The organism is Acinetobacter sp. WCHAc010034 (assembly GCF_001696615.3).
Classification (GTDB): domain Bacteria; phylum Pseudomonadota; class Gammaproteobacteria; order Pseudomonadales; family Moraxellaceae; genus Acinetobacter.
Window position 1 is genome coordinate 1491260 of sequence record NZ_CP032279.1, and the last position, 12429, is coordinate 1503688.

General features: G+C 53.7%; 11 protein-coding genes. 7 read left to right on the top strand and 4 right to left on the bottom strand.

The genetic code is table 11. The annotated features are described in order from the left end of the window. Positions 1-12: 12 nt before the first annotated feature. From BEN74_RS08765 to BEN74_RS08780, 3 genes are all read right to left on the bottom strand, one after another. Complete coding sequence (locus tag BEN74_RS08765; RefSeq protein ID WP_068909181.1) at positions 13-462, bottom strand: ammonium transporter; 450 nt, start codon at positions 460-462, stop codon at positions 13-15. Positions 463-533: 71 nt separating this feature from the next. Beyond that, positions 534-1523, bottom strand: a complete 990-nt coding sequence (locus BEN74_RS08770) for a hypothetical protein (RefSeq protein ID WP_068909183.1) — start codon at positions 1521-1523, stop codon at positions 534-536. 399 nt (positions 1524-1922) lie between these two features. Next, the gene (locus tag BEN74_RS08780; protein WP_068909189.1) at positions 1923-2168 is read right to left on the bottom strand and encodes a SlyX family protein; all 246 of its coding nucleotides are present in this window, start codon (positions 2166-2168) and stop codon (positions 1923-1925) included. 35 nt (positions 2169-2203) lie between these two features. Here BEN74_RS08780 and BEN74_RS08785 point away from each other — a divergent pair, with 35 nt between their 5' ends. The 3 genes from BEN74_RS08785 (at position 2204) to BEN74_RS08795 (ending at position 6414) form a co-directional block, all read left to right on the top strand. Beyond that, positions 2204-4108 carry an ATP-binding cassette domain-containing protein gene (locus BEN74_RS08785; RefSeq protein WP_068909192.1) on the top strand — a complete coding sequence of 635 codons (1905 nt, stop codon included), beginning with the start codon at positions 2204-2206 and terminating at the stop codon, positions 4106-4108. 233 nt (positions 4109-4341) lie between these two features. Next, positions 4342-5277 carry a lauroyl acyltransferase gene (locus BEN74_RS08790; protein WP_068909194.1) on the top strand — a complete coding sequence of 312 codons (936 nt, stop codon included), beginning with the start codon at positions 4342-4344 and terminating at the stop codon, positions 5275-5277. A 33-nt stretch (positions 5278-5310) separates the two neighbouring features. Next, complete coding sequence (locus tag BEN74_RS08795; protein ID WP_068909196.1) at positions 5311-6414, top strand: glycosyltransferase; 1104 nt, start codon at positions 5311-5313, stop codon at positions 6412-6414. A gap of 291 nt (positions 6415-6705) precedes the next feature. Here the strand turns inward: BEN74_RS08795 and BEN74_RS08800 are convergent, their stop codons facing one another. Further along, on the bottom strand, positions 6706-6885 hold the full coding sequence (locus BEN74_RS08800; RefSeq protein WP_162898164.1) for a hypothetical protein: 180 nt from the start codon (positions 6883-6885) through the stop codon (positions 6706-6708). 336 nt (positions 6886-7221) lie between these two features. Between BEN74_RS08800 and asd the strand changes: the two genes are divergently transcribed. From asd to BEN74_RS08820, 4 genes are all read left to right on the top strand, one after another. Next, on the top strand, positions 7222-8340 hold the full coding sequence (asd, locus tag BEN74_RS08805; protein WP_068909200.1) for an aspartate-semialdehyde dehydrogenase: 1119 nt from the start codon (positions 7222-7224) through the stop codon (positions 8338-8340). Between the two features lie 151 nt (positions 8341-8491). Then, positions 8492-9946, top strand: a complete 1455-nt coding sequence (locus BEN74_RS08810) for a hypothetical protein (protein ID WP_068909202.1) — start codon at positions 8492-8494, stop codon at positions 9944-9946. A gap of 70 nt (positions 9947-10016) precedes the next feature. Then, positions 10017-11405, top strand: a complete 1389-nt coding sequence (locus tag BEN74_RS08815; RefSeq protein WP_068909205.1) for a fimbrial protein FimV — start codon at positions 10017-10019, stop codon at positions 11403-11405. 49 nt (positions 11406-11454) lie between these two features. Continuing rightward, on the top strand, positions 11455-12417 hold the full coding sequence (locus tag BEN74_RS08820) for an asparaginase domain-containing protein (RefSeq protein WP_213072374.1): 963 nt from the start codon (positions 11455-11457) through the stop codon (positions 12415-12417). Positions 12418-12429: the final 12 nt, after the last annotated feature.

Consider the following 12429-nt stretch of genomic DNA (forward strand, 5'->3'; position numbering starts at 1 on the left):
ATGGGTATAAAATTAAAGTTCAGCCAAAGAATGCAAGCAGGCTTTGATCTCTTCCAACTGAGCAGCTCTTAAATCAGATTCTTCGTCCCAATAGAGTCCTACACAGTTTGCCTGCATATCAATAGCATAAATGCCCTTTAATGCAATGGGAAAATCTTTAAACTTGTCATCGCCATGTACAAGCTGTAATTTCTGATCAGCCACGCGGGCGCGCATTAAAGGCAGGCGGGCGTCCGGAAGCAGTACGCTGTAGTAAGCCACCATGCTGGCGCGCTTTTCAGAGGCCATCGGAATTTTTGTCCAGTCCGGCGCAGCCACTAAGCGCGGATGCAGCCCCATCTTGCGGGCTTTGTCACGCATGATTCCCAGCGCTTTTTCTCTTGGGCTTACACGCAGTCCCAAAATAGAGCCCAGCACAAATACAATAATGATGACTGCAACCCAAATTCCAGTATTTTCCATAGTCCAACCTTTATGTTCCTTTATTAGAGTTGCATAAGCGCAATATAAAAGGCAAGTTGCGCCGATAAAAATTAATTCAGAAACATTTCATGGCTGTACAGCACTTCATGGCCATTCCAGTAAATATAGCCTTTATCAATCAGCTCTTTCAGCAGCAGGCGGATGTCGGATTTCGGAAACAGCTGTTCCAGCAAGTCGCGCAGGGCATAAATATCTTTAGGCTTTTTCTGTTTTAATTCATGCAGTTTTTTAATCACTTCCAGCTGCACCGGATCAATCTGATGAAAATCGGCATATAAGCCCTGCTGCGGATTCTGCGCCGCCGCATCCGCCTGCGCAGCGCTGTCTTGCGGCGCATTCAGCTGCGCCAAGGCATCCTGCATATTTTGCGCCAAAGGCGCGGCGTCTTCATCCAGGCACAGCTGCACCCACTGCTTCAGCACCTTTTTGCGGAAATTCACCTGATCATCGCAGCGCTTCACAATCTTCAAATTGATCAGCATGCCGACCACATGCTGCGCTTTTTCAGGCGCCAGCTGCAGGATATTCGCCACTGAATTCTTCAGCGATTCAACGCTATGCGGCTTGCCTGCCATTTTGGCCAAGGCATCGCAGTATTTTTTCACCATCAGCAGGTAAGGCGCGGCTTTAATTTTTTCCAGGCTGGGAATTCTATATTTCGGCCGGCAGGCTTCCGCCTCAGGCTGAATCTGTATCAGGCTGCAGCTGATGCCGGAGCCCCGCATCAATTCCAGCAGCATTTCACAGCCGGGCATGGCTGAAATAACTTCTACATGCGCGCCCGCTTCCAGCAGCGCCAACAGCTGTCCCGCCACCACGGCGTATTCAAATTCTTTCTGCTCGGTTTCCGGAATGTCTAAAATCACCACCTGCCCGCTGCTGATCCAGCCGGAAAGTTCCGTTAAGTCTTCCAGCGAATATTCAAAACGGCCTTGGCAGTTAAACAGATACAGCGCAGGATAGTGTCCGACGATATCCCGCAGCAACTGCGCTGTCGGCATATTATTTTCAAGATCGAGCAGTACGGCTTTGGCAATCATAAATTCTGAGTATTCGGCAGGTCAGCGGGATGCTGTGCATTACAGCGGGAACAGGGCGAAAGGTCAATACAGAAAAGGGCTTTCAGCGCATGGCTGTCCCGCTGCCGCCTTAAATCAGCTTCAGATATGCGGGCGCGGCAGGAATGCCGCACGCTGCCCATGCACGGCGTCTTTGCCGTGAGGGACAGCAAAAGGCTTGCCTGTTTTTAAGCAGCGGGGCTTTTCAAAGCAGGGCCTTGCCTGCGCAAAGGCATTTAAGCCTTTAAATGCCGAAAGAGGCATTACAGGCTCTGAAACCGAAGGGAATATGAACCATCCGCCTGTTCAGCGCAGACTTTTACTGCAAAGTCAGCGCGCGCAGGAAATCTCAAGCCGGCCGGCGCAAAAGCGGGAAAAGCATTAATAATGTGGCGGGCGGTTGGTCAGCGGGTCAAACTCGGCAATTCCTTCAGATAAATCAGACGCGTCCACGCGGCGGTACAGCAGCTGCATTTGCTTCTTTAAATCAGTAATTTCCGCGTTCTGCAGCGCAACCTGATTATTCAGCTGCTCAACTAATTCATCTAAAAATGCAATTCGCACTTGCAAATCTTCAATGAGTGCGGACAATGACCCCTGATCATCAATATTTTGCTGTTTAGTCACTTTAAGTCCTCATTTAAGATTTTTCTGGAAACATTATGGCCTACATTACCTTAAGGGATGTCCAACTCGCGTTTGGCGGACCTTCCCTGCTCGACGGCGCGAATTTCAACTTAGAACGCGGTGAACGGGTATGTTTGATTGGCCGCAATGGTGAAGGCAAGTCTACTTTACTTAAACTGATCGAGGGAAGCCTCTTGCCGGATTCCGGCGAAGTATCGCTGCAGAACGGCATCACCATTTCCATGCTGGCGCAGGATGTGCCGATGGACTCAGGCAAAGTCGCTGACATCGTCGCTGACGGCGCAGGTGAAGCAGCTGAAGTACTCAGAGCCTATCATGAAGCCAGTGATGCCTGCGTACTGGGCGATATGGAAGCCTGCGACCGCATGGGCAACCTGCAGCATAAAATGGATATGCTGGACGGCTGGGCCTTAGAAACCAAAGTCAACTCGATTTTAAGCAAAATGGGCCTGGACCCGGAAGCCGATTTGGCCGATTTATCCGGCGGGCGCAAGCGCCGCGTGCTTTTGGCGCGCGCGCTGCTGACCCAGCCAGACGTGCTGCTGCTGGACGAGCCGACCAACCATCTGGACGTTGAAAGCATTGAATGGCTGGAAAAATTCCTGCTCGATCAGAATAATTTAACCTTATTGTTTATTTCGCATGACCGTTCATTTGTCGACAGCATCGCCACCCGCATTGTAGAGCTTGACCGCGGCATTTTGCGCAGCTATGAAGGCAACTATTCGCGCTACCTCGAACTGAAAGCGATGCAGATGGAAGCGGAAGAAAAGCAGAATGCGCTGTTTGATAAGCGCTTAGCTGAAGAAGAAGTCTGGATCCGCCAAGGCATTAAAGCCCGCCGCACCCGCAACGAAGGCCGTGTCCGCGCCCTAAAAGAGCTGCGTGAACAATCTAAAGCGCGCCGTTCACAGCAGGGCAAAGTCAGCATGGCAACACAAGATGCCAACCGCTCCGGCAAGCTGGTGTTCGATATTGAGCATCTCAGCGTGGCTTTCGGCAATCAAGAACCGATTATCAAAGACTTCTCTGCATTGGTGCTGCGCGGCGACCGGATTGGCCTGGTCGGTGACAACGGTGTCGGCAAAACCACGCTCATCAAAGCCATTTTAGGCGAGATTGAGCATGGCGGATCGGTTAAAACCGGCACGCAGCTTGAAGTGGCGTATTTTGACCAGTTGCGCAATGCGCTTGATCTTGAAAAATCGGTAAAAGACAACGTATCTGAAGGTTCAGATTTTGTCGATGTCAATGGCGGCCGCCGCCACATCTACAGCTACCTGCAGGACTTCCTGTTCTCGCCGGAACGCGCGCGCACCCCGGTAAAGGCATTGTCGGGCGGCGAGCGAAACCGCATCCTGCTTGCGAAATTATTGCTGAAGCCATCAAATTTAATTGTGATGGATGAGCCGACCAATGACCTGGATATGGTGACGCTGGAGCTGCTGGAAGAAATGCTCGGCGGCTACAAAGGCACATTGCTGCTGATTTCGCATGACCGCGCCTTTATGGACAACGTGGTGACATCAACATGGGTGTTTGACGGCAAAGGCAACATTGACGAATACATTGGCGGCTATCAAGACTATCTGGAACAGCGTCCAGATCAAACTGCTGTAGATCAGAAAAGCGATGTGAAAAAAGCCTTGGCTAAAGCTGAAGCAGCGGCTGCCGCCTCAGCACCGAAAAAAGTCAAGCTCAGCTATAAGGATCAGCGCGCTTTAGAGCAGCTGCCGGCTGAAATGGAAGCGCTGGAAAAAGAGCAGGCGGATATTAATGCGCAGCTGGCCGATGGCTCCCTGTTCATTTCCGATGCCGATAAAGCCATGAAGCTTTCCAGCCGCTTAAATGAAATTGACGAGCTGCTGCTGGAAAAGCTGGAGCGCTGGGAAGAGCTGGAAAACCTGGCTAAAGGCTAAGCGCCCCCGCAAATTAAATGCCGTATTCCGATACGGCATTTTTTATGCCTGATTTGCAGCTTCCGGCTGCCGAATCAGCAGGCGATCCTTGCTGGCGAAAAATCGGATCGGCGGCGGCCTTCACAGGCTAACGGTAGACGCCGCGTTACCAGCATCATACAGGCTGAACTTTCTCTTTCAATTCAGCTTCATGCTAAACTGAGCGCTATTTTTCAGTATTTGATTTAGCCCTTATGAGTCAAAAGCCAGATTATCAGCCCGGTGTCTTTCAATGGTCATTTCTGCTGCCGCAGTACTGGGGCATCGGGATTGGCATTGCATTTCTGATGATTCTGGCGGTTTTGCCGTGGGCTGTTCAGCGCCGCCTGGCCGCGTTTTTAGGCAATGCGGCATTTAAATATTTAAAATCCCGGCGCAAAACCGCCGTGCGCAATCTGGAAGTCTGCTTTCCCGAATGGCCGGCCGAACAGGTGCAGGACAAGGCGCGCCAGGTTTTTATCGACCAGATGATCGGCATCTTTGAAACCCTGAATGCATGGTACTGCCCGCAGTGGTTTAAAGACCGCGTCAGCATCGAAGGCCTGGAGCATCTGCAAAAGGCGCAGGCCGACGGCGCAGGCGTGCTGCTGCTCGGCACGCACTCCACCCTGCTGGATGCCGGCGGCTACCTCTGCTCCCGCTATTTTGCGCTGGGCGCAGTCTACCGCCCGCAGAACAACCCCTTGCTGGACCTGCTGATTTACCGCTGCCGCGATGCCATTTACAGCTGCCAGATTGATCATGACGACATGCGCGGCCTGATCCGCCAGCTGAAAGACGGCCAGGCCATCTGGTACAGCCCGGATCAGGACTTTGGCCTGAAGCAGGGCGTAATGGCGCCGTTCTTCGGCGTACCGGCAGCCACAGTCACCGCGCACCGGCGCCTGATGAAAATTTCCAAAGCCGCTGCAGTGCCGCTGTATTTTTACCGCAGCGGCGATATCCGCGACCCGCGCTACCATGTGCTGCTTGAGCCGGCTTTAGACAATTTCCCCAGCGCAGATGAGGCCGCCGACGCTGCCCGGGTCAATAAAATCATTGAAAATCAGCTGCGGATTGCCCCGACGCAGTACATGTGGTTTCACCGGCGCTTTAAGACCCGCCCGGAAGGCTATGAAGACATTTATTAAGCCCCATACAACTGAATAAGAAAGAGAATTTTAATGAAAGTCATGCAGCTTTTACCCGAATTGAACAGCGGCGGCGTGGAACGCGGAACCCTGGAGATTGCCCGCGCGCTGATTGCCAATGGCGATGAATCGCTGGTGGTGTCAAATGGCGGCCGTCTGGTGGCGCAGCTGGAAGCGGAAGGCTCAACGCATTTAACCCTGCCGGTGCATAAAAAATCGCTGTCCAGCCTGTGGCAGATCCGCCCGCTCCGAAAGCTGATTCAGCAGCATCGGCCGGATATTCTGCATGTGCGCTCGCGGGTGCCGGCATGGCTGGCGCATTTTGCGCTGCGGGGCATGCCGGCAGGCCAGCGCCCGCATCTGATCAGCACGGTGCATGGCTTTTATTCCGTCAACCGCTACAGCCAGATCATGACGCAGGCGGAAAAAGTCATTGCGGTGTCGGACAGCGTGGTGAAATACATCACCGATCACTATAAAAACTGCCCGCCGCAGGATATCGTGCGCATTTACCGCGGCATTGACCCGCAGGCCTTTCCGCACGGCTACCAGCCTTCGGCGCAATGGCTGAATCAGACCTTTAAGGACTTTCCTGAACTGGAAAATAAATTTGTGCTGTGCCTGCCGGGCCGCATCACCCGCCTGAAAGGCCATGAAACCCTGATCGCGCTGGTGCAGCAGCTGCAGCAGCAGTATCCGCAGCTGCATGCGGTGGTCGTCGGCGGCGCAGATCCGAAAAAAGCCGCCTATTTAAAAGAGATGCAGAACAGCATTCAAGCCAAGGGCCTGAGTGAAAAAATCACTTTTGCCGGCCACCGCGCGGATATCCGCGAATGGCTGGCGTTCAGCGATGCCGTGCTGTCGCTGTCCAATCAGGCGGAAACTTTCGGCCGCACGGCTCTGGAAGCGCTGTCTGTCGGCACGCCGGTGATCGGCTGGAACCGCGGCGGCGTGGCGGAAATTCTGTCCAACATCTATCCGCAGGGCCTCATTGAGGCTGATGATCAAACCGCATTATTGAATGCGGTGAAAAAGCATATTGATGCGCCGCAGCCGGTTGCGCCTGTCACGATGTTCAGCTTGAAGGATATGTGCGATCAGACCCTGAGCCTATACCGGCAGGTTGCGCAGCAGTAGCGCCCCTGTTTTGCGCGGAAACTGCGGCTTGATTCTGCGCAGCCTCAGCAGTTCAGGCCTGAGTTTTTTAGTTTTCCGCGGCTGAATAAAGCCCAGCCCGGATTCTGCATCCTGCAAAATCCGGGCCGATGAGGTTTGTGCTTTCACAAGTCTTATTATTCTTTTCGGTGGCTTTCCTTCGCCGCATCATATCCATGATGATTCCTGCCGGCGCCGTCTTCCTTAATGGGATATTCCGTTCCCTGCTCCATGCGCCGATGAAGCTAGGATAGGCGGTTTCCTCAAGCCTGGCTATGCGCCATCAGCCGAAATCGCTGTAAGCCATTTCTTACACTTTTCCCTTAAATCCGCATCGGGCTGCGGCATTAGTCCGCCGCCCATGCAATCCTGCGCAGTTTCATCCGCCACAGTTTTCAGCCGGCAAGCCAGCGCCACAATAAGCTCCGCCAAAATGATTTCAGTGGCAGGCATCCCACGGCGGCGGCCAAAGCAGCAGCGCAACTCCAATAAAATCAAGAATTAAAACCTGCAAGCGCAGCAGCGCCGTTCACCGCGCGCAAGCAAAGCCCGGAATGTCAGCCGGATAAGCATGCCAGACAGAGCCTTAATCCCAATCATTCTGCCCTTCCCGCTTTATATTCTTAATTTTTGATTGATTCATAAATTTATATCAATTTTTCATCTAACATAAACAAGATATATTGCACAATATAAATGCTGTTTTCATTCTGCAGCGCTTGCAGTTATGCGCTCTTTTGATACACTCGAACCCCCTTTTTATTTTTTAACGCACCGAGGCAAAGTGACATGAAAGTAGGTCTGGTCGGTTGGCGCGGGATGGTTGGTTCCGTCCTTATGCAACGTATGGTTGAAGAGAATGATTTCGCTCATTTTGAGCCATTCTATTTTTCTACCAGCAACGCAGGCGGTGAAGCGCCTGCGTTTGGCGGCAAGACCGCCCCAGCACTTATGGATGCATCAGACATTAGCAGTCTGAAGCAGATGAATGTCATTATTACCTGCCAGGGCGGCGACTACACCTCTGCAGTGTTCCCGCAGCTGAAGGCCGAAGGCTGGAACGGCTACTGGATTGACGCGGCGTCTACGCTGCGCATGGACGATGAAGCGATCATCGTGCTTGATCCGGTCAATATGCATGTGATTAAAGACGGCTTAGTCAAAGGCACAAAAACATTTGTCGGCGGCAACTGCACGGTTTCCCTGATGCTGATGGGCTTAGGCGGCTTATTCCAGAACAATCTGGTGGAATGGGCCACCTCCATGACCTATCAGGCGGCTTCCGGCGCGGGCGCGCAGAACATGCGCGAACTGATCAGCGGCATGGGCTACCTGTACAACAACACCAAAGAACTGCTGGATGACCCTAAATCGCCGATTTTAGACATCGACTCTAAAATTGCTGAATTGCAGCGCGGCGAAGGCTTCCCTGCGGCCAACTTTGGCGTGCCTTTAGCCGGTTCACTGATTCCGTACATTGACAAGCAGCTGGAAAGCGGCCAGTCAAAAGAGGAATGGAAAGGCCAGGTTGAAACCAACAAAATTCTGGGCAACCAGCAGATTGTTCCGATTGACGGCCACTGCGTGCGCATCGGCGCGATGCGCTGCCATTCTCAGGCGCTGACGCTGAAACTGAAAAAAGATGTGCCGCTGCACGAAATTGAAGACATGCTCCGCGCTTCAAATCCGTGGGCGAAAGTGGTGCCGAATACCCGCGAAGCGTCAATGACTGACCTGACGCCGGTAGCGGTAACCGGCACACTGTCGGTGCCGGTCGGGCGCCTGCGCAAGCTGAACATGGGCAAGGAATACCTGGGCGCATTCACTGTCGGCGACCAGCTGCTGTGGGGCGCGGCCGAGCCTCTGCGCCGCATGCTGCGCATCCTGATTGACTATAAAAATGCCTGAAGCCATGCAGATGGCCTGAAGTGTTAAAAAAAGCCGGTCTTCATTGATCGGCTTTTTTGTGTAGTATTCTTGTTTATATTTTACTATTCTTAAACATGCCGTTAATCTATCATTTCCGCTATGCGGCATCGCCTGAGCTATAAAGATTAAGATGAATGTATATAAAAAATTAAAGATCGCCATTCTTGCCATTCTTGCCTCGCAGAACATTCATGCGATTACGCTTGACCCTATTCAAATTCAGTCAGCGCCCGGGGAGCTGCTGTATGCGGAAATCAATTTCCGCAATTCAGACCCGAATTCAGCCCTGCAGGCCGGCCTCGCCTCTGCAGAAGACTTAATCGCCATCGGGACAGGCCATCAGCCCCCCGGCCATTTGAATTTCTTTACCCGCAGGGACGGTTCCGGCAATGGGGTGATTACCATTACTTCATCCCGCCCGATCACCGATGCCGAACTCAACATTATTGTCAAAATTACCGAAGGCAATGCCGCCCGCCTGCAGCAGGTGAAAATACCGCTGAAGCGCAGCCCTGCCGCCGGCAGAATCACGGCCGCGCGCAATGAGCGCCCGCTGGCGCCGATGCGGATTGTCAATGAAAAAGATATTGCGCTGAACCTGCCGGTCAGCACGCTGTACGCAGCTGCCCCGCCTGCCGGAGCAGCCAAAGCCGGCGAACTGCCGCTGTCCATCAGCCGGTCTGCGCCGCCGGGCTTAATCAAAAGCAGCCCAGCCGCGCCGGCCATTGCCGCCACAGCCTTAAGGCCGCAGCCGCTTGCGGTCTCTGTTCCAGCGCAGCCGCCGGCCAAAGCTGCAGCTGCCGTTCAGGCAAAAGCAGCAGCGCCTCAGCCAGAAACGGCCAAGGCCCAGCCTGCGCCGCAGCGCGCCAAAGCAGCGCCGGCACCGCCTGCCGCGCCAAACGGCATTTCCAGCGATCCGCTGGCCAAAAAATTCGCAGCGGAAATGGCAGCGCAAAAAGCGCAAGCGCTTGCCCCTAAAGCGCAGCAGGCAGCGGTCAAAGCGCCGGCGCAAAGCCAGGCGCCAGGCAGCCAAACGGCAGCAGCGCAGCAGTATGTAGTGCAGTCTAATGAAACGCTTTGGGGCATTGCTTCACGCATGGCGGCGCAGCAAAACAGCCCGGTCAGTGAAGTCATGAAGCAGATCAAGGCCAGCAATCAGCACGCCTTCATTCAGGGCGACGCCAACCGCCTGCGCCGCGGCGTAGCGCTGAATTTAGGCCCAGCAGCGCCGGCTAAACAGCCAGTGCGGATGCCGGCCGCGGAACTGGCGAAAATGCCGTCTGCGCAGTCCGGGAAAACCAAATACCGCCTGAATCAGGCGGAAATGAGCCTGGTGGCAGAGAAAGCGCAAGATTCAGCCCGCGCTTCTGCAAACGAGGCCACAGAAAAAAATCAAACTTCGAACGAGTTATCATTAAAAGTTATGACATCTCGTGAAAAAACCGTTAAATTACAGAGAAACGTAACCCAATTAGAGTTGGCGCTAAATCAGAAGGATCATAGAATTCAATTATTAAATGCTCGGCTTGCACAGCTGCAGCAGCAGCTGAAGGCGCGGCAGGCAGAGAAAAAGCCAATCAACTAAAAAGTTACATATGATGATTTAAAAAGGATGAGCGGATCCTAGCAACGCTCTATCCTCAAGGGGTAATAACATGCTGATTTATGTGATTCCATTTGTGATACTGCTGATTGTTCTGGTGGTGCTGAAAAAGCGCCAGGACGCGCAGGGATCAGATAAAGCAACCGCTGCAACACCGAAAGCCAAGGCAAAAAAAGCCGGCTCATCGGCTAGAGCTGCCCCGAATAAAACCCAGCCTGTTAAAGACACGGCGCCGGAAAAAAAGCAGACCACGCCTTTATCTGATGATGTGCGCAGCAAAATTGAGTCACTGACGCAAGAGCGCAATTTCTTTTCGGCGGAAGCGCAGATCAATCAGGCGCTGAAAAAAGACAATACGCAGCATGAGCTTTATCTTTACCTTTTAGATATTCATATCCTGCAGAAAGATGAATTCGCCATCAGCCAGCTGCTGAACCATTTGCGCTCGCTGGAGCTAGACAGTATTCTGCAGCAGGCCGAAGCGAAAAAAGCCGATTTTGACAAATCGCAGAATGCAGCGGATGAAGCGATTGCCTTTACCCGCACTTCTTTCAGCCCTGAACCGGTTCCAGAAGCCCCGAAAGCGCAGAATAATGCCGATTTTGACGCATTGATGGCGGGCGCTCCTGCTGCTGAAACCAAAGCCGGCTTGGCCTTTGACCAGCTGCATCTAGACCCTGCGCCGCAAAAAGCGCAGCCTGCACAGACGGCAAAAACCGCGGAAGAAATCAAGCCGCTGGATTTTGACTTGTCTTTTGACGCTGCGCCGAAAGCTGAAGCGCCTGCGCCGGAACAGGCAAAGCCGCTGGATTTCGGCTCATTTTCTCTGGAAAATGCGCAGCCTGAAATTAAGGCGGAAGCGCCTGAACCGGCAGCGCCGGCCGAAATTCAGCCTTTAGACTTCGCTTTGGATTTCGCGCCTGCAGCCAAAGCTGAAGAAGCGCCTGCTCCTGCAGCAGCGGCAGAGATCAAGCCTTTGGACTTCTCCCTGGATTTCGCGCCTGAAGCCAAAGCTGAAGCGCCGGCAGCCGAAGAAATCAAGCCGCTGGATTTTTCTTTCGCAGTCGATGCGCCTGAACCAGCGGAAGCGCCGCAGGCCGCTGCGCCGCTGAGCTTTGACTTGGTGGCTCCTTCAGAAGAGGCGCCTGCACAGGCTGCGCCAGCTGCTGAAGCGCCTGCAGCCCCGGCTGGCGTCAGCTTTGACCTCAGCGCTGCTTCTGCGCCGGCCACTCCGGCTGCCGGCAAGAGCGACCCGCTGCTTCAGTCTTTCCCGGAACTGGCTGAAGTCAATGAAATCTCCTTGAATTTAGAGCTTGCGCAGCAGTATATTGAGCTGGGCTCATTTGAGGCGGCCCGTGAATTGCTGGCTGAAAAAGAAGCTGAGTATTCACCGGAACAGCACCAGCAGGCAGATCTGCTGCTGAATCAAATCGCTTCTTAAGCAAATTCGATTTAAACTAAAGCAGTCATCCTTGACTGCTTTTTTTATGATGAAAAGAATAGCCTTGATTTATATGGGCGGCACTTTCGGCTGCGTCGGCGAACCCTTAAGCCCGATGCCTGCTGAACAGTTTATCCCCAAGCTGAAGCACCTGCTGCCGGTGCATTTTGCAATTGAATGCTTTACCGCGCCGGCCATCCGCGACAGCAGCGCCTGCACCGCCAGCGACTGGCTGCTGCTGCTGGAGCAGATTCAGCAGCTTCAGCTGCAGCAGTACCGGCATTTTGTCATTATCCACGGCACAGACACGCTCAGCTATGCCGGCGCCGTGCTCGCCCGCTTTATGGCGCAAACCGCGCATGTTGTGCTGACCGGCAGCCAGTATCCGCTGCTGAATGTGCAGGGCACAGACAGCCGCGAATTTACCGATGCCATTGATAATCTGAATTTTGCGCTGGAATCTGCGGCGGCTGCGCCCGCCGGCGTCTATCTGGCTTTCCACCGGCAGCTGATTCACGCCTCATCAGCGCTTAAAATGCATACCACGGCGCTGGATGCCTTTGCCGGCACAGCAGCCGCCGAGCCGCTGGCGCATGATCCGCACCCGCTGATTGTGCATGAGCAGCACATCGAAAAGGCGCGCAGCTTCAACTGCGTCAGCCTGATGCTGCAGCCGGCGGCGCCCGCCCTGCTGCTGGCAAACCTGCAGGCCATTGCGGAACAGCCGCCGCACGCCTTGATCATTCAAGGCTTCGGCACAGGCAATTTGGCAGTCAATGACGCCATCATTGAGCTGTTTCAGGCGCTGCAGCAGCGCGGATGCGCCGTCATCATCACCACGCAAGTGCCTTTCGGCGGCGTTGACCAGCGCTATGCCGTCAGCCAGTGGATTCAGGATGCGAAAATTCTGGTCAGCCATTGCCACAGCCATGCAGATCTTTATGCAAAAGCCCTTAAAATGTATTTACAATACGACGCTGCAGGCCAATGGCAGATGCATTGGCAAGACTGAAATCCAAACTGA